This window comes from Paraglaciecola sp. G1-13 (assembly GCF_055809255.1).
Genome location: NZ_CM147903.1, coordinates 3630845 through 3652973, shown reverse-complemented (window position 1 = coordinate 3652973; position 22129 = coordinate 3630845). Strand labels below are relative to the sequence as shown.

The 22129-nt window shown below is 45.7% G+C and carries 15 protein-coding genes, 2 tRNA genes and 2 pseudogenes; 13 read left to right on the top strand and 6 right to left on the bottom strand.

Going from position 1 to position 22129, the window contains the following annotated elements:
* Positions 1–123: 123 nt before the first annotated feature.
* A complete protein-coding gene (gene rsgA / locus AC0L6N_RS15570; RefSeq protein ID WP_473475779.1) occupies positions 124–1152 on the bottom strand; it encodes a small ribosomal subunit biogenesis GTPase RsgA in 1029 nt (342 codons plus the stop codon).
* A 112-nt stretch (positions 1153–1264) separates the two neighbouring features.
* On the opposite strand from rsgA, the gene orn reads away from it, so the two are divergent.
* From orn to cynS, 6 genes are all read left to right on the top strand, one after another.
* Entirely contained in the window at positions 1265–1810 is a 546-nt protein-coding gene (orn, locus tag AC0L6N_RS15565) for an oligoribonuclease (protein ID WP_006994305.1), read from the top strand.
* A gap of 173 nt (positions 1811–1983) precedes the next feature.
* Positions 1984–2058, top strand: a tRNA-Gly gene (locus AC0L6N_RS15560).
* A gap of 179 nt (positions 2059–2237) precedes the next feature.
* Positions 2238–2312: transfer RNA gene (locus tag AC0L6N_RS15555), tRNA-Gly, on the top strand.
* Positions 2313–3326: 1014 nt separating this feature from the next.
* A complete protein-coding gene (locus tag AC0L6N_RS15550) occupies positions 3327–4193 on the top strand; it encodes a formate/nitrite transporter family protein (protein WP_011576210.1) in 867 nt (288 codons plus the stop codon).
* The gene (locus tag AC0L6N_RS15545) at positions 4180–5922 is read left to right on the top strand and encodes a bifunctional protein-serine/threonine kinase/phosphatase (protein WP_473475776.1); all 1743 of its coding nucleotides are present in this window, start codon (positions 4180–4182) and stop codon (positions 5920–5922) included. Before AC0L6N_RS15550 ends, AC0L6N_RS15545 begins: the two co-directional genes overlap by 14 nt.
* A 70-nt stretch (positions 5923–5992) precedes the next feature.
* Positions 5993–6439 carry a cyanase gene (gene cynS / locus AC0L6N_RS15540; protein ID WP_011576208.1) on the top strand — a complete coding sequence of 149 codons (447 nt, stop codon included), beginning with the start codon at positions 5993–5995 and terminating at the stop codon, positions 6437–6439.
* Between the two features lie 41 nt (positions 6440–6480).
* Here the strand turns inward: cynS and AC0L6N_RS15535 are convergent.
* Both AC0L6N_RS15535 and AC0L6N_RS15530 read right to left on the bottom strand, forming a co-directional pair.
* Positions 6481–6813 (bottom strand): annotated as a pseudogene (locus AC0L6N_RS15535) (methyl-accepting chemotaxis protein); the annotation flags it as partial.
* A 207-nt stretch (positions 6814–7020) separates the two neighbouring features.
* Positions 7021–7782: pseudogene (locus AC0L6N_RS15530) on the bottom strand (PAS domain-containing protein); the annotation flags it as partial.
* Between the two features lie 321 nt (positions 7783–8103).
* On the opposite strand from AC0L6N_RS15530, the gene AC0L6N_RS15525 reads away from it, so the two are divergent.
* Positions 8104–9069 carry an MBL fold metallo-hydrolase gene (locus tag AC0L6N_RS15525; protein ID WP_473475772.1) on the top strand — a complete coding sequence of 322 codons (966 nt, stop codon included), beginning with the start codon at positions 8104–8106 and terminating at the stop codon, positions 9067–9069.
* Between the two features lie 57 nt (positions 9070–9126).
* Here the strand turns inward: AC0L6N_RS15525 and norR are convergent, their stop codons facing one another.
* Entirely contained in the window at positions 9127–10716 is a 1590-nt protein-coding gene (norR, locus tag AC0L6N_RS15520) for a nitric oxide reductase transcriptional regulator NorR (RefSeq protein WP_473475769.1), read from the bottom strand.
* A gap of 249 nt (positions 10717–10965) precedes the next feature.
* On the opposite strand from norR, the gene AC0L6N_RS15515 reads away from it, so the two are divergent.
* The 6 genes from AC0L6N_RS15515 to AC0L6N_RS15490 all read left to right on the top strand — a co-directional run bounded on the left by AC0L6N_RS15515 (position 10966) and on the right by AC0L6N_RS15490 (position 19397).
* On the top strand, positions 10966–11295 hold the full coding sequence (locus AC0L6N_RS15515; RefSeq protein WP_473475767.1) for a hypothetical protein: 330 nt from the start codon (positions 10966–10968) through the stop codon (positions 11293–11295).
* A complete protein-coding gene (locus AC0L6N_RS15510) occupies positions 11296–12564 on the top strand; it encodes an NnrS family protein (RefSeq protein ID WP_473475764.1) in 1269 nt (422 codons plus the stop codon).
* Positions 12565–12659: 95 nt separating this feature from the next.
* Positions 12660–13850: an NO-inducible flavohemoprotein gene (gene hmpA / locus AC0L6N_RS15505; protein WP_473475762.1), complete on the top strand. Its 1191-nt coding sequence runs from the start codon at positions 12660–12662 to the stop codon at positions 13848–13850.
* Positions 13851–14427: 577 nt separating this feature from the next.
* A complete protein-coding gene (locus AC0L6N_RS15500; RefSeq protein WP_473475760.1) occupies positions 14428–16878 on the top strand; it encodes a TonB-dependent receptor in 2451 nt (816 codons plus the stop codon).
* Between the two features lie 97 nt (positions 16879–16975).
* Entirely contained in the window at positions 16976–18574 is a 1599-nt protein-coding gene (locus AC0L6N_RS15495) for a tetratricopeptide repeat-containing sulfotransferase family protein (protein WP_473475759.1), read from the top strand.
* A gap of 124 nt (positions 18575–18698) precedes the next feature.
* A complete protein-coding gene (locus tag AC0L6N_RS15490) occupies positions 18699–19397 on the top strand; it encodes a pseudouridine synthase (protein ID WP_473475757.1) in 699 nt (232 codons plus the stop codon).
* Positions 19398–19503: 106 nt separating this feature from the next.
* Here the strand turns inward: AC0L6N_RS15490 and AC0L6N_RS15485 are convergent, their stop codons facing one another.
* A complete protein-coding gene (locus tag AC0L6N_RS15485) occupies positions 19504–20625 on the bottom strand; it encodes a DUF917 domain-containing protein (RefSeq protein WP_473475754.1) in 1122 nt (373 codons plus the stop codon).
* A gap of 164 nt (positions 20626–20789) precedes the next feature.
* Positions 20790–22109, bottom strand: a complete 1320-nt coding sequence (locus tag AC0L6N_RS15480; protein ID WP_473475752.1) for a cytosine permease — start codon at positions 22107–22109, stop codon at positions 20790–20792.
* Between the last annotated feature and the right edge of the window lie 20 nt (positions 22110–22129).

Here is a 22129-nt window from a genome sequence, read left to right as displayed (position 1 = left end):
CGATTGTACAGCAATAATTTATTGAGTGGGAAGGATGATAAGCACGAACTGCTATATGCTAGTTAATAATGGTGAGAAATTTTGACGCCTTTGTCGTACGTCGCCAGAATCCTCACCGTATTGTTATACCTTACTGTGCGAAGGACGCTGCTCATCTAAATTTGACAGTATTTTGTGGTAGCTCTCATAGCGTAACATGCTGATATCGCCTTTTTCTGCAGCAGCTCGAATGATACAACCTGGGTCGTCAGCATGCGTACAATCGCGGAATTTGCACCCACCTATGTAATCTCTAAATTCTTTAAAGCCCCAGGTCAGGCGTTCCATGGGCATGTGCCATAAGGCAAATTCGCGCACACCAGGTGAATCAATCAAATCACCGCCTTGTGGGAAGTGCAGTAATTTGGCTGTGGTCGTGGTGTGCTGGCCTAAGCCAGAGTTATCCGATACTTCATTGGTAATCTCTTCGGCTTCAGGTAGTAATTCGTTGACCAAGCTTGATTTACCTACACCTGATTGACCGACAAATACACTAACCTTGTCTTTCAAACACAGAGCGAGATCGCTGATCCCCGTGCGGGTTTTACAACTTGTGTACACCACGCGGTAGCCAATATTTCGATAAATTTGTAATTGTTCTTCAACATGTTCACGTTCAGCTGCACTTAACAGTTCTACTTTGTTGAGCAAGATAACGGGTTCTATTCCAACGTCTTCTGAGGCCACTAAGTAGCGATCGATAATGTTTAAAGACAGGGCCGGTATGACCGAACTCACGATTATGATTTGATCAATGTTGGCGGCCACGGGTTTTACGCCGTCGTAAAAATCGGGGCGCGTGAGCACCGATTTACGGTCTTGCACTATTTCAATTACGCCACTGATGCTTTCAGTGCCGTCTTTGCCTGGGCGAAATAGCACATCGTCGCCACACACTACACTTAGCACGGTGCGGCGGATGTGACAGCGCTGAATATTGCCGTCCTTGTCTTCCACGTCGGCATGCTTACCGAAACGGCCGATCACTCGACCGGATTGCTGATCTTCTAATTGATCGTCGGTGGGGGTGGTTGCCGGCTCAGCTAACCGCTTTGTGCGATTATGTGAGACTTGTCGACGTTGTTTATGGGTAAGTTTTGGTTTTTTCGCCACAGGTGAATATCTGCATTTGCTTCTAATATCTAGTATTATGGTAACGTTAGCTCGATCGGAATTATAGCAATTCCGTACAACAACTTAATTTAGCGCGATTTTAGGAGAAACCATGGCGGTGGATGCACAAAACCTTGTTTGGATTGATATGGAAATGACGGGATTGCATCCTGAAGTAGATGTGGTGCTGGAAATAGCCACTATCGTGACGGACGCCAACTTAAATATATTGGCTGAAGGGCCGGTACTTGCGATCCACCAATCTGACGACGTGCTCAACAACATGAACCAATGGTGTATCGACACCCACGGCAAATCGGGATTAACCGAGCGCTGCCGTAAAAGTACGGTAGACGAGCAGACCGCAGTGGCCGAGACCATCCGCTTTCTCGAAAAATACGTGCCTAAGGGGGCTTCGCCATTATGCGGTAATACCATAGGTCAAGACCGCCGCTTTATGGTGAAGTATATGCCGGAGCTTGAAGACTACTTCCACTATCGCAATATTGATGTAAGCACCCTAAAAGAATTAGTTAAGCGCTGGAAACCAGAAGTACTAGAAGGTTTCAGCAAGAAAGGCGTGCATTTAGCACTAGATGACATTCGCGAGTCGATTGCAGAGCTCGTGTTTTATCGTCAACACATATTCAATATTTAAAGTGAAAATACCCGCTTTGCCCTTTTCTTCAGCGTAATGCCGATAAACTGAGCACTCAAGCTAAACAATTTCGTATAAATGCAATTTAGGGCTTGCGTCCCACGCTAGTTTTTGTAAAATGCGCACCCGCTGTTGATGACAGCGGATGATTTTGTCACAAATCATGATGCGATGCGGGAATAGCTCAGTGGTAGAGCACAACCTTGCCAAGGTTGGGGTCGCGAGTTCGAATCTCGTTTCCCGCTCCAAATTTGAACGTGTTAGAAGTAACGGACAATTGTTACTTAGTATGCGACCCCAAGGGTCACGACTACGCGGTTGCCGTAACCCGGTTATCGGATACGAATCTCGTTTCCCGTAACGCGGTTAGCGCTCCAAATTTGTAAGTGATAAAGTCAAAAATACATACCAAGCACAACATCAGTATGCGGGAATAGCTCAGTGGTAGAGCACAACCTTGCCAAGGTTGGGGTCGCGAGTTCGAATCTCGTTTCCCGCTCCAAATTTGAACGTGTTAGAAGTAACGGACAATTGTTACTTAGTATGCGACCCCAAGGGGTCACGACAACGCGGTTATCGGATACGAATCTCGTTTCCCGCTCCAAATTTAAGAAATATCTCAACGGTCTGTACGGCTTAACCTTTCCAGGGTTGAGGTCACGATCGAGCGTCGACCGCAACGCAGTTGCCGTAACGCGGTTAGCGCTCCAATTTCAAGAAATATCTCAACGGTCTGTACGGCTTAACCTTTCCAAGGTTGAGATCACGATCGAGCGTCGACCGCAACGCAGTTGCCGTAACGCGGTTAGCGGTTACGAATCTCGTTTCCCATAACGCGGTTAGCGCTCCAATTTCAAGAAATATCTCAACGTTCTGTACGGCTTAACCTTTCCAAGGTTGAGGTCACGATCGAGCGTCGACCGCAAAGCGGTTAGCTGATATGAGTCTCGTTTCCCGTAACGCGGTTATCGCACTAATTTCAAGAAATATCTCGACGTTCTGCACGGCTTAACCTTTCCAAGGTTGAGGTCACCATCGAGCGTCGAACGCAACGCGGTTATTCAAACCTACGATTTCACCATGACCTTTTTAAGCTCTGTATATTATCAATTTCCCTGAAAACCTGTGCACACATAAATAGCGCGTCAATAATCCGTACTTCAAAATCTGTACTCCGAAATGTAGTCCGTCAAAATGTAGTGCGCCAAAATGTAGCGCTGGCTGTCTCTTGCGCGTTATCTGTGCACCATGGTGAATCATCTAGGTTTAAGGTAGATGAGATAAATCACTGAAAGTATTATATTTATTATTTTGGCATAAGATTTGTAAAGAGCTTAGCGAGTTCGGGTGATTTTGCCCTCTCAAACAAATTAATTCTGACGACGGCGTCTAGTGTTTCTACTTTTTAGTGGAAAGACTGACGCCGTTTTTTTGTTTGTTTGAAAGGTCAAAATTAACGAAATACCCGAACCATTTTAATCACTGGCTAAACACATACACTTAAACGGGGTTCAAAATGGCTTATTTATTACCATCAGAGTTTGCCACCAAAATGGTAGACGCAGGGGAAGCAAAGATATTCATGTCAACACGGGATACCCTCATTCGTGCTTACATGGCGGGCGCTATATTGGCATTGGCAGCAGTATTTGCCATCACTATTGCGGTACAAACAGGGGTGTTTTTGATCGGTGCAATCTTGTTCCCGGTGGGTTTTTGTATGCTTTATCTTATGGGCTTTGACTTACTAACAGGTGTATTTGTCTTGACGCCACTGGCACTGCTCGATAAACGGCCCGGCGTCACCATTCAAGGTGTATTGCGCAACTGGGGATTAGTCTTTATCGGTAATTTCTGCGGTGCGTTAACCGTTGCTATTATGATGGCGTTTATTTTTACGTATGGTTTTAACACTGACCCAGGTGCTATTGGTAAGAAAGTCGCATCAATCGGCGAAGCGCGTACCTTAGGTTACGCTGAGTTTGGTACTGCTGGTTGGTTCACTATTTTCATTCGCGGTATGCTGTGTAACTGGATGGTGTCATTAGGCGTGGTGGGTGCAATGATCTCAACTCACGTAAGCGGTAAAGTTATCGCCATGTGGATGCCTATCTTTTTGTTCTTCTTTATGGGCTTTGAGCATTCAGTGGTTAACATGTTCTTATTCCCTTTCAGCATCATCTTAGGTGGCGATTTCTCGGTGATGGATTACCTAGTATGGAATGAAATTCCAACGGCCCTTGGTAACTTAGTCGGTGGTTTAGCCTTTACCGGATTAACCTTGTATAGCACGCACGTGCGTACCGGTAAAAAACGTGATTTGCCTTATAGCAAACGTTCTGACGTAGCTGCAAGCTCAGTCGCTGAGCATGCATCTCGCTAAGTTAACAGTCGGCCAGCAGTCTATTGCTGGCCTTAAATCTGTTAATCAAGATTACTGTGGTAGTCACAGTGCGAGTGATGCCCAAGGTCGATTAAAAGGCCAAGTATTAGCCATGGCCGATGGCATCGGTAGCAGCAGCGTTAGTCAAGTGGCGAGTAAAGCTGCAGTGAACAGTTTTTTACAAGACTACTATGCAACCTCTGAAGCCTGGTCTGTTGAAACGTCTGCTAAGCGGGTCTTGCAATCGATTAACGCTTGGCTGCACGGTTACACCAAGCAAAGCGAATTTCGCTACGATATAGAGAAGGGCTATGTTTGCACCTTCAGTGCCATCATCTTTAAAGAGCGTACGGCGCACATTTTTCACGTGGGTGATGCCCGCGTCTACTTATTACGTAACGGTGTGCTGGAACAACTGTCGAATGACCACCGCCAGTATGCTGCTCAAGGGCAAAGCTATTTGAGTCGAGCACTGGGCATGCATAGCCAGTTAGACATCGATTATACGAGTGTGGCACTTTGCCAAGAAGATGTATTCATTCTCTGTACTGACGGGGTGCATGAGTTTCTTCCCCCACAAGATTTATTAACCTCTCTTGCATCAATTCAAACGCTAGCTGATCCAGAGTCAATTAATGCGTTAGCAGGCGCTTTGGTTCAAACCGCGCTCGATAAGGGCAGTGACGACAACCTTTCTTTGCAGCTCGCCTATATTAGTGAATTAAGCCAAACCCAAGACAAGCCAATAACTGAAGGGATGCTCGCCTTGCCCTTACCGTCTGTACTACATGTCGGTGAGCAGTTGGATGGCTATAGAGTAGTGCGTTCATTGCATGTGTCTGCTCGTAGTCACGTGTATTTAGTTGAAGACGAGAGAACGCATAAGCAGTGGGTTTTAAAAACACCCTCTGTCGATTTGTCCGATAGCGATGAGTACTTAGAGCGCTTTTGCCTTGAAGAGTGGATAGGTAGGCGTATTCATAACGCACACGTGTTGCACGTACCTCCTGCAGAGCACCCCAAACAGTATATTTACTGCGTCGCTGAATATGTTGAGGGTCAGTCTCTGAGCCAGTGGTTAACGGACAACCCTAAACCTGATTTAGAAGTCGTGAGAGGCATTATCGAGCAGGTGGCCAAAGGGCTACAGGCATTTCATCGTCTGGACATGCTGCATCAAGATATTCGACCTGAAAACATCATGATCGACAGAAAAGGCACGGTGAAAATTATCGACTTTGGCTCAACCACCGTCGCAGGCTTGCAAGAAATCGGTCAAGGTTGTGGTAACAGTGAACTACTTGGCACCGCACTTTACATGGCGCCTGAATATTTTTTGGGTGACGTAGGGACATCACGTTCAGATATTTTTTCGTTGGCAGTATTGGCGTATCACATGTTAAGTGGGCGTTTTCCTTATGCTACTCATGTCGCCAAAACTCGTACCCGAGCACAGCAAAACCGCCTTATTTATCAGTCTGTGCGTGACGAAAACAGCCCGGTACCGGCGTGGTTGGATGCAACGCTCGCTAAAGCGTTAAAAGTGGACCCTTTCAAGCGGTATGCCGAGCTTTCAGAGTTTATACACGACTTACGTCGCCCCAATGCCGATTTTGTGCGCCAATCGAAGCCGCCCATTATGCAGCGAAACCCGGTGGCATTTTGGCAAGGTACGGCATGTGCGTTACTTATCAGTAACCTTTACTTTATTTATCTATATTTACAGTAATTTATAACTTAACCAACAACTTAAGAAACAAGTTAAGAAACAAGTTAGATTCTTATTTAGGAGAGAAACAATGCAAAGCAGAGAGCAAGTTACCCAAGCCATATTGGTCGCAAAAGTACAAAAAGGTATTACGTGGCAAGACGTCGCAGAAGCTGTGGGTCAGTCAAAAGAATGGACCACCGCAGGGTGCTTAGGGCAAATGACATTTAATTCAGAGCAAGCCGGGGTCGTGGCCAAGTTATTTGATTTAGACGAAAACGCTGAGGCGTGGTTACAGGTAGTGCCTTACAAAGGCACTTTCACGGAGGCGGTGCCTAGTGATCCGTTGCTTTATCGGCTATATGAGATGATCAACGTATATGGTTCGACCATTAAATCCCTGATCCACGAAGAATTCGGCGATGGCATTATGAGTGCAATTGATTTCTCAATGGATATTCAGCGAGAAGAAAATAGCGCTGGTGACAGAGTCAGCATTGGCTTATCAGGTAAATTCTTGCCCTATAAATCTTACTAATTGAAGCTGCCCCTTGGGTGCATAGCACCCAGGGCGCTTGTTCAGCTCTCACTTCGTAACTGATCTACTGTTTCACTGACGTATTTCGCCCCTGTTAGCACTTCTTCGATGATCGTCGCTGCTTCTTCTACTTGCTTGGCACTTTGCAAAGACTGCTGATGAATGTCGCCGATGCTGTCTTTCGCTTTTTGAGTCAGGGCACTGTTGTTTGTTACCAGTTGCTCAATACCTGCAGTTGAACTCACAGTGCGCGCTGCCAGCGTGCGTACTTCATCTGCCACCACCGCAAAACCTCTACCGTATTCGCCTGCTCTAGCTGCTTCGATAGCCGCATTAAGAGCCAGTAGGTTGGTTTGATCAGCGATTGAACTAATGGTCGTTACTATTTTTGATATTTCCTCTGAGCGTTTATTTAATTGCTCAATTAAATCAGTGGAAGTCAATGTACTGGTTACGATGGCATTCGATGTATCAACTGTGCGTTGCAAGATCACTGCGCCATCTTTGGATATCTTAGCGGTCTGCATGGATGTGCTGTAGGCTATCTCTGCGGCTTCCTGTGTCGCCAGTTGCTTTTGAATGCGAGAAGTGATGTCGGATGCAATCTTAACTACCTTAATGACTTGACCTTGCGCATTCAACACAGGGTTGTAAGTGGCTTCTAGCCATATAGTGCTGCCATCACGTGTTAGGCGATTAAACTGCCCACCTTTAAATGTACCTTGTTCTAGCTCGCGCCAAAAGTTGGGATTTTCTTGGTAGAAGTCTTCTGTACAAAACATGCGGTGATGTTTACCTACAATGTCTTTTACACTTGCGTAACCCATGGTGTGAATAAAGTTTTCATTCGCGCTGATGATCTCGCCTTGTGGCGTGAACTCAATTAAGGCACTGGAGCGGTTGAGGGCTTCAAAAATAGCGGTCTGACTATTTAAGTGCTCTTTTTCAACCGTGATGTCATTGGCTATTTTGACAATACGTACTATTTTCCCGTTTTGTTCGACTGGGAAATACGTGGCTTCAAGCCATATATCTGCGCCGTCCTTGCGCTTGCGTAAAAATGTGCCGCTTGCACTTTCCCCTTGTGCAAGATTTGCCCAAAACGAGCGATACTCAGGCGAACCCGATTCCATCGCACTACAAAACATGCGGTGATGTTGCCCTTTAATTTCGGCTAAAGAATAGCCAACTGTGCTTAAAAAAAGCGAATTTGCATCTAGGATCATGCCATCTGTATTAAACGAAATTGTGGCGCAATGGCGCTCCAAAGAATGGATAAAACAAGATTCGAAACTCTCTGGAATGGGAGTGTCTGCTTTTGCTGTTGAACGGGAAAAAAACATAGTCACCAACCTCTATTACATCATTAAATATTATGGAAAAATACTTACCCATCACTACTGGTGATGCTAAATGTTATAGTATATTAATACGCCTACTTTTAGCGCGTGTATTTCACCTAAATGCAGTTAAAACGGGGAGGTAAACCGATTTTGGTTATTTTCACTACTTTCCAAGGTTTGTGCAGTTTTTATACTTATAGAACGCTCATTTCAGAGGATTTGCCACGGAGTTGGCCCATTAATACACCAGATCTCCCTCTTCTAGAGCAGAAATAAAGCTGATAATGTGTAAAAACTCATCAAGTGAAGGATGTATACATCATGAAAATTATGAAATTCTCCCGTTATCTAGTTTTAGCCTCTGGCTTGCTATTACCTTTTAGTGCTTTTAATCAAGCAGTTGCACAACAAAATTCGGTTGATAAATTTGCCCCAGGTTTCTATCGCACTCAGCTTGGTCAGTTCGATATTATCGCCCTTAATGATGGCACCGTTGATTTGCCTATGGATGCATTACTGCATCAAGACAGCAGTACGACAAAACAACAATTAGAAGCGGCATTTTTATCCGTACCAACGGAAACCTCAGTCAACGGTTATTTGATTGATACGGGTGATGAACTTGTACTCATCGATGCAGGTGCGGGTAACTTGTTTGGCCCTACATTGGGAAACATTATAAAAAGCCTAGGTGCAGCGGGATACTCCCCGAGCGATGTTGACCACATATTGATCACTCACTTACATCCTGACCATGTTGGTGGTTTATCAAAAGACGGTCAGCGAGTGTTTCCCAATGCCACGGTTCATGCGAACCAGCGGGACATTGATTTTTGGTTAAGCGATAAGGAAATGAGTAAGGCGCCAGAGGCGAATAAAGGTTTTTTCCAAGGCGCGATGGCGTCTTTAAACCCTTACGTGAAAGCCAATAAGATCAGTGCATTTGACGCTAGCGAACAAATTGTAAAAGGGATTAAGACCGATGCGACTCACGGTCACACGCCAGGGCACACATCTTATCTTGTGCAAAATGATGGTGAGGAAATGTGGGTTATTGGCGATCTTATTCATGCTGGGGCAGTACAATTTCCACATCCAGAGGTCACCATTGATTTCGACTCAGCTCCTGATCAGGCTAAAAATCAGCGTGAACGCATTTTTTCTCTCGTTGCTAAGAGTAAAGCGCTGATGGCGGGGGCGCATTTGCAATTCCCGGGATTGGGTCATGTGCGTGAAACGAAAAGCGGTTTTGAATGGGTACCTGCGAATTATCGCCGCTTACATTAGTTGTGTGCCAGCCTTGGTGAACGTTCGTAATCAAGGCTGGCTGATTAAAACACATGATCAAAATGCTTGATTGTTCACGTTTTTCTGCACGTGTACGCCCAGCCGCTTTGCCAATCGTGCAAGGTTGGCCCTGTCCATCTCTAATTGTCTAGCGGCCAACGTCCAATTGCCTTGATGCTCACTCAAAGTGCGGCTGATCATCTGAGCTTGAAAAGCTTCTGTCATTGTTTTAAGACTCTGTGCTTCGCCACTGCCTAATACTTCGCTCTCTTGGATTGGTTGATTAAGGTTGATATTTGGCGGCATTCCACGCTCAAAGTCTAAATCTTCTGTGCTAAGTGAGATAATGTTGTGTTGATTCTTACTGCGCGTTGCCTTCAAAGAGGCACGACTGATGACGTGTTCTAATTCCCTTACATTGCCAGGCCAAGAATAGGCAATTAGGGCCTGTTGTACGTCGTTTGGGATTTTTAGTTGGCGAATACCTAGCTTGCGAGCGGTCACTTCTAAGAAATAACCTGCGAGTAACAATACATCATCTCCGCGCTCTTTCAGTTCCGGCACGTTGATAGGGTACACGGAGAGGCGATGATAAAGATCAGCTCTAAAACGCCCAGTTTTAACTTCTTGTGCTAAGTCTCGGTTAGTCGCGGCTACTACGCGTACGTTGACTGTTGATACTTGATCCTTTCCTACAGGCTGAATTTCGCCACTTTGCAACACGCGTAATAATTTGCTTTGCACGCTTAAGGGCAATTCACCAATTTCATCTAAAAATATCGTGCCTCCATCGGCTAGTTGGAATTTGCCGGCGCGCTCTTTTTCGGCACCGCTGAACGCGCCTTTTCCGTGACCAAATAATTCACTTTCCGCCAAGGTTTCCGGAATCGAGGCACAGTTAACGTGCACCAAAGGCTGGGTCCCTCGATTTGACCGTTGATGTAATGTTCGGGCAACCAATTCTTTACCCACGCCTGTTTTGCCCAATATCAGCACAGTGTAGTCAGAGCCCGCGACCAACTGAATATCACTTTTAAGGGCGAGCATACTAGGACTATTGCCTATTAACTCGCCACCATCTCGTGTTAGTGCTTCGTTCGTAAGTTCTTGCACTAAATCGTGTGCTTGTTGTGCGCGCTGTTCCAACCCACTCAGTTGCATAGCCGTTTTCAATGTGGCGGCTGACAGCGCAGTGATTAGCTGCAATGTTCGCTCGGGGATTTCTGAAAAGGCTTCAGGGCTGAGACTATCAAGGGTCACGACGCCCATCAGTTGATTGTCGCTATACAAGGGCAAACCCATACACGAATGCACGGGTAAGTCGCCTTCTTTTGCGAGCAACAAGCCATCGTAAGGATCAGGTAATGGGGAATCTGATGCAAAGCGCACCGGCTGACTTCCTGAACAAATGAGCGAAAGGCGAGGGTGATCGCTGAGGTTAAAACGCCGCCCAAGAGTATCGGTTGCCAGCCCTTGTATTGCCAATGGTTTAAGTTGTTCGCCTTGGTAGACCAACAATACAACTGCATCGCAATTAATTGCTTTTCTAATCGAGGATAGCAATCTGTCGAACCTATCTTCATTGGTGATGCTGTTGGCGAGATCTAATGCCACTTCTAACAGAAGCGTTGAATTAAGTTCCATCATAGGGGCTCCACTGGACAATGCTGATGTGCAGATGACAATAATGCCATTAAATGTATCAAGTCATAAAGACTTTTTAGAGTCTTTATGACTCATAATCAATAGAGTCAATATGACTCTTTATGACAGGGTTAATATTTAAGTAATTGATAATATTATAGTTATTAATTGGCATTAAAGGTGCTATCTAAAGTGTATCTCTGCTGACGCAGAACCAAAACAGGTTTTGAGCAGCGCACTCTGGGGGCACTGATGAATAACGTTATCGCAAATGACATGACTAATACCCAAATGACCAACATAGGCATGACCGACATAGCCACTTGTTACATGGACGTTGTCAATAACGAGAGTGTATCTAAGCGCTTTGGCGCATTGTTCACGTTTGCGAATATAACCTTATCGGTGTCTCTGGCATTGCTCATGGTATGTATCGCGGTGAGTTACCCCTTATCGCACTTTTTTTCAATGCCAATTCAGGTGGCAAGCCATCTTATGATCATTGTTAGCGCTAGCGTGCTGAAAGTCGCTTACGTGGTGCGGTGTATCGCGCAATATGAACAACATAAGCGGGTGCTCTAGATGACGAAAACAGCAGTATCGAAGAAGCGCGCATTGAGTCAATCAGCCATCCAATTTGCCCAACCCCCTGAGCCCTTGAGCAAAAAAGAAACCGCACTGGGGTTGCCTCAGGCTGCTGTATGGTCACTCGCCTTTCGGCCATTCTTCTTGCTAGGGGCACTTTGGGCTGTCATTGCCTTGATAGTATGGGCATTGTGGTTTAGCGGGCATTGGCCACATTCTTTCGTATTGCCACCTTCTTTATGGCATGCCCATGAGATGATATTTGGTTTTGCCGCAATGATTGCCGTAGGCTTTCTGCTGACCGCTGTGCAAACCTGGACAGGGCTTCGCAGTGCTCATGGTGTATGGCTAATCATGCTAAGTGGACTATGGATTGTCGCACGGATAAGTGGGTTATCCAGCACCGCGCCGTGGGGCCTAGGCCTTTTCATATGCAGCCAATTACTATGGTGGTTGGGTGTGATTGGATGCTTCAGTTATCTGGTCATTAAAGCAAGAAATACCTCTAATTACATACTCATCGCCTTATTGGGCGGTCTGTTTAGCCTGAACCTCATCTTTTTTGCGCTCGTGAATGAGCAGGCCTATGTAATGGCGTCGCAGTTGGTACAAAGTGCGGTGCTCTTATTCTGTGTGTTAATCACGGTTATTGGTGGTCGAGTGATCCCTTTTTTCACTGCCAGAGCCTTAAACCGCCCGCAGGTAAAACACCCTAGATTCGATTTAGTGCTGCTGGTTTTTTCTCTGCTGGCGGTTGCACTTTTTATCATTCAATTTTTTACTCCTGTTTCTACTCTTACTGCAATCGTTTTGATTGTACTTGGTGTAGGACATCTTTGGCGCTTGGGACAATGGTTTGCCCAGGGCGTTTGGGCGGTCTCATTGTTATGGTCACTGCACTTTGCATACCTTGCCATGGCTATCGGCTTGTTTCTGGTGGGGATAAGTTTACTGACTTCCTGCTTACCCTTAAAAGACAGCTTGCACTTAATCAGTATCAGCGCTATTTCGGCCATGATCTTAAGCATGATGTCGCGAGTGTCACTGGGACATACAGGGAGGGCGTTAGTCGTATCCCGCGGTATAAGTGCTGCATTTGCTTTACTTTTAGTCGCAGGTTTCGTACGTGTATTCGCATCGCTTAGCGAGCAGGTACTCCTTTTTTGGCAACTTAGTGCATGGCTCTGGTCAACAGCCTTTATTCTGTTTTTTGTGTATTACTGGCCCGTGTTAACCAAGGCCAGAGTCGATGGAAAACCAGGCTGAAAAGGCTATCTAGACCGGTATACAACGACGTTTACTGACCACCATATTTTATTGTTTTTACTCACATCAACATCATTCACAGCAAGAGGTTTTATATGTTATCCGCTCAAACTATCGCCACTGTTAAAAGTACTATTCCCCTTTTGGAGTCCGCCGGCGTAGCCATTACCGATCATTTTTATCAACGTATGTTCCGTTTAAATCCTGAGCTGAAAAACATATTCAATATGGCGAATCAGGCCAATGGCCGTCAGCAATTTGCATTATTTAATGCGATCGCCGCTTACGCAAAAAATATCGATAACTTGAGCGCGTTAAGTGAGGTTGTTGAGCGGGTGGCGCACAAACACACCAGCTTTTTTATTCAACCTGAGCACTACGATATTGTGGGCCACCACCTTATCGAAACGCTGCGGGAATTAGCCCCTGAAGCCTTTACCCCTGATGTAGAGCAAGCTTGGGTTGAGGCTTACGGCGCGTTGGCAGGAATATTTATCAACCGGGAAGAAGATTTGTATAACCTAACTGAAAAAGCGCACGGAGGCTGGTTAGGAACGCGACAATTTACAGTGCTAAGCAAAACGCCGGAATCGGCGTTGGTCACCAGTTTTGTATTATCGCCGGTGGATGGCAAACCTGTTGTAGGTTATAAACCTGGTCAATATTTGGGGGTCAAAGTACAACCGAAACACGTTGAGTTCTGTGAAATGCGTCAGTACTCGTTATCAGACAAACCTAATGGTGAAACATACCGTATCAGTGTTAAGCGGGAGCAGGGGGAAGTTAAGGGTTTAGTTTCAAATCATTTGCATGACTCTGTTGAGCAAGGTGACGTGATTGATATATTGCCACCAGCAGGCGACTTTTTTCAGCAGAACCAACATTTGCCTACTGTACTTATTTCAGCAGGCGTAGGCTTAACGCCGATGATGTCGATGCTGGAAGCGACAGTTGAGAGCCACCCAACGACGCCAATACATTTTTTGCATGCGTGTGAAAACCCAGAGCAACACTCCTTCATCAAGCGAGTTGCTGAACTTGAAAAAAATACACCACAACTTAGCACGCATACTTGGTATGCAAGCCAAGCACCTAAGGCTGACAGCGTCACTACTGGCTTAATGTCACTAGCGCCCCTTGGGGATGATTTGCCTATCAGTAGCGGTCATTTTTATGTTTGCGGCCCCACTGGCTTTATGGCATTTGTTAAAAAACAATTGCTCGAGTTGGGTGTTAAAGACGCACAGATCCACTACGAAGTATTTGGTCCACATAGCGATTTATAATGGAAAGTGCAGATAGCAGCGTATACGTAAAATTGCGTTGCTGTCTTTTTTGGTTCAGCGCTGTATCGATTGTCATTTACGTAGCTTCACGCCCAGAGTAACTGGTAAAAGCAAATAGGCGCTGAAACCGTTTAGCGGCTAGCTTGATACTGTGTTAGTTAAGCTTTGGCTGCATATCCCTGTAGTGAAGGTATCGGTTTACCGCGTAAAACTGCTGCTTTTCATACCTCTGATTCATAAAAAACTGAATATTTATGCACGATTAACCACTTATATTTGGTGCGTATTCCAGTTTAATCCACTTTATTCGTAGCTAAACCTCAATATTTGCAAAGATTAGTTGAGTTTCATTACACAATGCATCATTAAGGTGCGCTTTAAATTTATCGCTATAGAAAACCACAATTAGTGCATAAATATCTGCATAACGCAGATTTTCGGCACTTTTTTCACTCGGACTATGCACTAACGTATCAGAAAAGCAGGCATGAAACCTGCTGTGCTAGCTGGGATTAACATCGAATTACGCAACTGTTCACAATTAAAACCGTTCACTACAAAAAAGAGAAACACATACATGGCGATCACTAAACGCTTCCTAACAAAACACACATCAATTGCTTTGGCAGTTTCAGCCACGTTTGCACCAATCCCATCGGTTATGGCGCAAAGCGCAGAGAATGGAATTGAAACTATCGAAGTCACAGCGACACGCCGCGCTGGTTCATTGCAGGAAGCACCGTTGAACATTACCGCCCTGACTTCTGATACCTTGGCTGAGCAAAATATCGCCGACTTAGACGATGTAGCCCGCTGGGTTCCGGGTTTAACCATTACTGATCAGGGCGGGCGTAATGACTCTCCTATTATCGTACGTGGGTTAAATACCAACTCTTCAGGCCCAAGTTCAGACGGCGGCACCGTATCAACTTATGTGGGTGAAATTCCCCTATTCATTAATATGCGCTTGAACGATATTCAGCGCGTTGAAGTATTAATCGGTCCACAAGGTACCCTCTACGGCGCCGGCACCCTAGGCGGAGCCATTCGTTATTTGCCTAATAAGGTAGAATTAGATGTCACCTCTGGTGAAGTCACAGGCAATGTGTTTAGCGTAAATGAAAGCGATAGTGTCGGTGCAGAGGGGGGCTTTGTTTTCAATACCCCTTTGATTGAAGACGTGCTTGGCGTACGTATGTCGCTAAACAAATTCCATGATCCCGGGTTTGTTGATTATAACTACCTAGTGCGTGAAGGTGGGGTTTCCATTGCTGATCCTGATTGGACAGATGCAAGCGATGTAGACAGCAATCTGCGCTCGAAAAAAGATGCTAACGGCGAAGATACCCTTTCAGGCCGCGTTGCCCTGCGCTGGACACCCACCGAAAACATTGACGCCACACTGACTTATATGTATCAAAAGCAAGAAGTGGAAGGGCGCTCTATTGTTCATTACAACGGATTATCGCCAGATAATGGTTTGAATGACATCATCGGAAAGTACGAATCAGCTTATCGCTACGAAGAGCCCCGTGAAAAAGAAGACGACTTGCTCAGTTTAGAGCTCTCCGTTGATTTGGGGTTTGCTGAGTTGGTCTCCGCAACAGGCAAATCCACGTTCGAAGCGGTTGGTCAACGAGATCAAACCGATTTATTGATCCGCCTTGCCTATAGCTATGAAGAGTTTCCTGCGTTTTCGAGTTACACCAGAGAAGAAGATAATCGAGATATCTTCACTCAAGAGCTACGTTTGGTATCTAAAAATGATTCTGACCTAAGTTGGATCGCGGGTGTTTTTTATAACAAGATTGAAAGCGACGGCAGAAGCTTAGAGTTCACGCCGAACTTCGATGAATATGCGATAGAGACGTGGGAAACAGGAGGCAATTTACGTACTGATGATCTCGAATACATATCGTTTGATGAAACAGAAGTAACTGAAAAAGCCCTGTATGGGGAAGTAAGTTATGCGGTCACTGAGCAATTAGATATCACCTTAGGGGCTCGTTTTTATCAATACGATTTAGAAACCGCATCTGACGTTGATTTACCTTTGTTGTATACCTCTATTTCGGTTGAAGAAGGTGCAGAAGACTTTAGGCAAGGGGATGAAATTATCTTGATCCCCCTTGAAAATGAAGCCGACGACAGTGGGAGTTTGTTTAAGTTTAACGCCAGTTATCAAATTACGTCTGATGTGATGGGGTACGTTACGGTCAGTGAAGGCTTTCGTATTGGTGGTTCAAACGGTGTGGGGGCTTGTCCTCCTGACTTATCAGGGGATACACAAGAAGTCTGCGCTTTGCCCAACGAGCAAATTTACGCACCTGATACCACAACCAATTACGAACTTGGCTTGAAAAGCACATGGCTAAAAAACAGATTCCATTTCAATATGGCGTTGTTCAACGTGGATTGGGATGACGCTCAAGTCACGGGCACCACGGAAAATGGTCAGCAGACTATTTTGGTTAATGCCGGCAAAGCTAATTCTAAAGGCGTTGAGATGATGTCACGCGCAATTTTTAGCGATGAATTCAGTGCCTATGCCACTTATGCTTACACCAAAGCTGAATTGACCGAAGATGTAGCTCAGTTGTTCGATGACTCTGACGGCCTTGATGGCGATCGCCTACCAGGCTCGCCGGAGCACCAATTCTCCCTTGGAGTTAAATACTCTACAGAAGTGTTTGGCGATAAATTATTAGATGTGACCTACGGCCTAACTGCGCAAAGCGATATTTACTCTAAAATAGGCCTGCACGAATCTGGCGAAGTGATATCGGGATATGCGCTAAGTAATTTAAGCGCGTCTTTGTCTGACGAAGATTGGTCGGTCACCCTTTACGTGGACAACCTCTTTGACAAATACGCCGTGAGCTCATCACGAAATGATTTGGGTGATATTGGTTTGGCGGTAGCCCCTGATACTAACTCGAACCGAGGTGATATATTGCGTTACTATGGTCATTACTTAGAGAGACCGCGCACAGTTGGGCTTAAATTTAACTATCAATTTGAGATGTAGTTTAGGCTAAAATTCTTAATGCATAAAAAGGGCACTGAGTGCCCTTTTTTATAAGTGAGCAAAGCAGCCCAGTTCCATATAAAGTGACAAGAAACCTATGCTAGACATTAAGCAATTGCATCAACAAGCCATTTATGCGCTTAATCAGCGTGATTTTGCTAAAGCCCATAGCGTGTGCGTACAGATCGTGAAACAGGATCCATTCGATCACGATGGTTATTTTTTATTGGCTATGATCAACCTCGAAGTCGGTCAAATTGCCAAGGCGATTAAGTTAATTGAAAAAGCGAATGCCATCGCGCCGCAAGCTGAATACTTTGCCTATTTAGCCAAATGCCATTCATTGCGCGGTGAATCACAATCTGTACTTGATGCCACAGCCAATGCGCCTCTTGAACAGCTCTGCAAGCCCCTTGCGCTTGATACACTAGGCGTAGCACTTAGCCGAGTTGGCCAGCATGAAAAAGCATTGGGGTATTTCAGTAAGGCGTTGTCGCTAGATAACCAAAATGCGCACTTTTACTATAACGCTGGGGTATCGAGTAAATTCGCAGGTAAGTTTGAGGATGCTAGAGCACATTTTGAGCGAGCCATTAGCATCGCTCCAGATTATCACCAAGCGCACTTTGCTTTGGCAGACTTAGGTGGCATCAGTGCTGATAACAATCATATTCCACGCCTTCGAGCCGCTGCGAAACGCACCAAAACGGTTGATGGTGCCATGCATATTGCCCACGCACTGGCTAAAGAATACGAAGGACCAAAAGATTACACTAGCGCATTTGATGTACTTGAAAATGCCAAAAGCGCGAAGCTGGCGAGTATCGGTTATGAATTTGCCGACGATGCCGCGTTTTTCGATTGCGTAGAGCAAACCCAGCTCAAGGATTTAGACCGCGATTATTCTCAAGCGGGTGATTATGCTAAAGCGGGTGATAGCTCGCACCAGCCCATTTTTGTGATGGGTATGCCTCGTTCTGGCACCACCTTAGTTGAGCGTATCCTAAGTAATCATAGTGAGGTGTTATCAGCGGGAGAACTACAAGATTTTGGCGTGGCAGTGAAAGAGTTAGCCAAAACGCCATCACCCACGGTGTTAGACGTAGAAACATTGCGCAAAGCCATGCAAATTGAGCCTGCAAAAATAGGCCAGCGGTATATTCAACGCACGCAAGCCATAGTGGGAGATACTCCCCATTTTGTGGATAAACTACCGTTTAACTTTTTCTACATTGGCCTTATTCGTCGCGCTTTACCTAATGCAAAGATCATTTGTTTACTACGAGACCCAATGGATACCAGTGTCGGTAATTATCGCCAGTTGTTTTCACTGAATAGCCCGTACTATGCTTACGCCTACAATTTGCAGAATATCGGGCGCTTTTATAGTCGCTTTCACACGCTGGTACATCAATGGCAGGCCACGGGCATGGATAACTTCAAGCTGCTTAATTATCAAGATTTGGTGCGCAATCCTGAGACCAATATTCGTGATTTACTGTCATTTTGTGGTTTGTCATGGCAACAAGAGTGTTTGCATGTAGAGCGCAATCAAGCCCCTGTGTCGACGGCCAGCAAAGTCCAAGTGCGACAACCGATCAATCAATCCTCAATCGGCCGCTGGAAGCATTATCGACAACACACTCAGGCGCTTGAAACCTTCTTTAAGCAACAGCAGATCCCATTTGAATCCTAAATCGCCTCTGTTTTAGCCACCGTACTTTTGGGTACTCGCCTTATATGACATACTTTGCGCCCCTGAGCATGCTAGTACGTGTGCTGTGAATCTATCAATGTTCGTATTTCATCCTTGGAGCCCTATGCCCGCCCTTAAACGTCTTGACCAGCTACTGAGTAATTTAGGCTATTGCAGCCGCAAAGAAGCCCGATACTTACTCAAAGACAAACGCGTTACCGTCAAAGGTGAATTCGCTAAATCTCCCGCGTTAAAAGTTGATTCTGCCACCGTACGGGTAGACGGCGAAGCCCTTGATGCTCCTGGTGGCATTCTCGTGATGCTGAATAAGCCCTTAGGTTATGTGTGCAGTCATGACAATAACGAGGGCATGCGTATTTACGATTTGCTGCCTGAGCGCTGGGAATTTCGAAACCCAAAAATAGTCAGCGTCGGCCGATTAGATAAAGACACCAGCGGACTTATTCTAGTGACCGATGACACCAAATTAGTACATCAGCTTACATCCCCTAAGCACCACGTAGACAAGGTGTATCAAGTGAGCGTAGATAGCCCGTTGCAAAGTGACATCATTGATTCATTCGCTAAAGGCGTGGTATTGGGTGAAGGGGCTGAGCAGTGCTTGCCCGCGAAAATAGAAATAATCAGTGAAAATGTAGCTAACGTGACGTTAAATGAAGGAAAATATCATCAAGTGAGGCGTATGTTTGCCGCTTGCGGTTATCACGTTGAAGCCTTGCATCGCAGTCAATTTGGTCAATATAGGCTGCAAGATTTAGCCCAAGGCGAGTGGCAAACGGTTGCTCCTCCAAGTGTAATTTAACGGCGTAATCATGCCTTTTCTCATATGAAACGCGTATTGATATTAAAGCCAATTTAACGAGCGAGATACTCGTAAAATGGGCTCCTTATATCTGAATTAGGCCGATTTATTTAAGCTGAGCGAAATGCTTACTCACTGCGCATTCGTACGCTTGATCAATCCCTGCGTACGCAGGACCGAATACCGAAAGACCTTTCTCGCCAGTGAACTCCTTCGGCGCAGGTAAAATGACTACTGCCAAATTAGCACCGACTTTGTGATAAGGATTAGTCACAGGTACATTGTTATCCACGTCCAGTACACAAATCAGATCAGGAATGGTTACATCTACTACGCCATTTAAACGCGCTGCCATGTTTTCATTCTTTACATCAATAGCATACGTCGAGCCTTGGTACTGGCTGTGGCCTTGAATGTCGATAGTGCCTAAGGTGAATCCATCTTTGGTCTCAAAATGAAACTGGCTAACGTTGCCGCGAAACGCCACATAGCCACCGGCGCAATCGGCGATGGCATCGGCAATGTCATCTTGTTCTTGAACCGCTAAGCGAATAGCTTGACCGACGTTTAAGGCTTTGCTGATGGTGCCAGGAATCACTGCACCGCGAAGCTGTTCCACAGGTAAAGCGTGATCTATCGCTGCAATGTCATTGCGACTCACCATAGCAAGGGCGCGCACAACACGCTCAGCGCGTTGGTCATCTGCAACGTTTTCACAGATAAAGCACTCACCAAACTCATTGGCCGTCACGATAGGCGCGGCAGGCAAACCATTGAAATAATAGGTTGAGTGAGTGATTTCAGGCACGGCGCGCCCAGCGGGGTCGGCATCGATAATGTAACCGTCTGTCATGGCGGCTAGATAAAATGAGATAGCCGTATTAGAGCCACCAAGCTCACAGCAAATAGTGCCGTAATAATCATCACCCGTCAGGGCTTTTAGGCGCTCATAGGCTGTTAACATGGGAATACCGCTTGCTCTTGGCAGAGCGGCATATTCTTGCTCTTCTTCCCCAGAAATAGCGGTTAGCGCACCTAGCATATAAGGTGTACATAGCTTTTCACCGTCTGGGACTTCATCGATGTCTACCAAGGTGAAGGTTTTACCCTCAGCAAAGGCGGCTTCAATATAGCGAAAACCTTCGCTGAGCTCACCACCGCCACCGGTGCCAAGTACTGCGCAGCCATGTAATATGTCTGATATGTCTAACCGGGTTAACTGTTTCATGTTTAATCCTCTTTTGCGCTGGGGAAGCATTTACCCAGAGCAATCTGGTGTTTTTTTTAGCTGCATAAATATTAGTGATGTGGCGCAATGTATTTGTTGGTAAATGGTTGGTTTACCCGCACAACTTGTTCGATTGTGTACGGGTAAACAAAATAATATTTCGTTTATTGCGGGTGTGATTCCGTTAACTTGCTGCGTGCTCTGATTTCGCTACGTGATAATAAGTAGTAGGCAGGCAGCGTGAGTAACACGGCATCAAAAACCTCAATCGTGGTGATAGTTATCCAGCCTTGATTTGACGCCATTGAGGTAGAAACGCCAATAAGCCATGCGATGATGGCACGTATATTCAAGCTTTGGTTGTGGGTAAGGTGTTGCAGGGTGTATTTTTCACCGCGCCTAACGATGAAAAAATCCACCACGTAAATGGCGGCGACTGGAGTGAATATGATGGATAAACCAAACAAGAAATTGGTGAAGTTGTCCAGTAGATCAAATGACGCGACCACGGTGCCCAAGACGCCTGCGGCGACGATGCATTGCCACTCTTTACATTTAGGGAACACGGCAATAATGCCTAGGCCACAACTGTAAAGGTTGATTACATTGGTGACGCAGCAAGAAATAAGCAATAAAAAGAATGCCAAACCGCCTAAACCCAGCACCAGCATCACAGATAGAATGTCGCTATCGGCCACAACAATGCCCGCAAAAGCCGCAACAACGTATACAAAAGAGTTGATCAGCAAGAAAGGCAGAAAAGATGCGTAAACGGTATCGATGGGTTTAGCGGCATAGCGGCTGAAATCTGGCATAAGTACCACACTCACAATAAAGCTACCGACGACCGCGGAAACCCCTTCGCCAAAGGTCAGTGAGCCGCTCATTATTTCGGGGGTAGGGTTGGTTTGGGCATAGCCAAAGCTCTGTACCAATAAATACACCACAATCGCAAATAAAATAGGCACCAATAGATTGGTGATGCGCTCTATGGTTTTAAAACCCCATATGGTTATCACTGTTATCAGCACACCAAATAGCGTTTCAAGCTGCCATGCCTCTGGGGCAGAATCAGTGTATTTAAGTAAAAGCTGCTGGCTAACTTGGCTGAATAAATCGACATTAATGCCATACCAACCGAGCAAAGACACCACAAACGCAAAGTTAATGACGTTCGCCCCGGATGTACCAAACACAAATTTAATCGTCATGCAGGATGAAAAACGATTATGCATGCCAACAAGCCCAGTGACTGTGCCTAAAATAGCCAGTGCTAAACCACCTAGCAGAAAGGCGAAAATCGATTGCGCTAACCCCAATGCATCTCCCAGTTGTATACCTGTGATAAGCCCCGGCACGGCAAACGCCAGCCCGCCATTTATCGTGCCTATCCCAATGCCACTGACTGTCTCGCTTTGGGGCACTGGCGTTGTAGCATAATCGTTCAAAGAGGTTGCAGTTGCAGCGCTGTGTTTATCTGTCATGTTTGAGTAACCTATAAAAG

Excerpts from the sequence above, each read along its gene's own strand:
- orn (WP_006994305.1), top strand. The coding sequence starts at position 1,265 with ATGGCGGTGGATGCACAAAACCTTGTTTGGATTGATATGGAAATGACG.
- AC0L6N_RS15550 (WP_011576210.1), top strand. The coding sequence starts at position 3,327 with ATGGCTTATTTATTACCATCAGAGTTTGCCACCAAAATGGTAGACGCA.
- AC0L6N_RS15545 (WP_473475776.1), top strand. The coding sequence starts at position 4,180 with ATGCATCTCGCTAAGTTAACAGTCGGCCAGCAGTCTATTGCTGGCCTT.
- cynS (WP_011576208.1), top strand. The coding sequence starts at position 5,993 with ATGCAAAGCAGAGAGCAAGTTACCCAAGCCATATTGGTCGCAAAAGTA.
- AC0L6N_RS15525 (WP_473475772.1), top strand. The coding sequence starts at position 8,104 with ATGAAAATTATGAAATTCTCCCGTTATCTAGTTTTAGCCTCTGGCTTG.
- norR (WP_473475769.1), bottom strand. The coding sequence starts at position 10,716 with ATGATGGAACTTAATTCAACGCTTCTGTTAGAAGTGGCATTAGATCTC.
- AC0L6N_RS15515 (WP_473475767.1), top strand. The coding sequence starts at position 10,966 with ATGAATAACGTTATCGCAAATGACATGACTAATACCCAAATGACCAAC.
- AC0L6N_RS15510 (WP_473475764.1), top strand. The coding sequence starts at position 11,296 with ATGACGAAAACAGCAGTATCGAAGAAGCGCGCATTGAGTCAATCAGCC.
- hmpA (WP_473475762.1), top strand. The coding sequence starts at position 12,660 with ATGTTATCCGCTCAAACTATCGCCACTGTTAAAAGTACTATTCCCCTT.
- AC0L6N_RS15500 (WP_473475760.1), top strand. The coding sequence starts at position 14,428 with ATGGCGATCACTAAACGCTTCCTAACAAAACACACATCAATTGCTTTG.
- AC0L6N_RS15495 (WP_473475759.1), top strand. The coding sequence starts at position 16,976 with ATGCTAGACATTAAGCAATTGCATCAACAAGCCATTTATGCGCTTAAT.
- AC0L6N_RS15490 (WP_473475757.1), top strand. The coding sequence starts at position 18,699 with ATGCCCGCCCTTAAACGTCTTGACCAGCTACTGAGTAATTTAGGCTAT.
- AC0L6N_RS15485 (WP_473475754.1), bottom strand. The coding sequence starts at position 20,625 with ATGAAACAGTTAACCCGGTTAGACATATCAGACATATTACATGGCTGC.
- AC0L6N_RS15480 (WP_473475752.1), bottom strand. The coding sequence starts at position 22,109 with ATGACAGATAAACACAGCGCTGCAACTGCAACCTCTTTGAACGATTAT.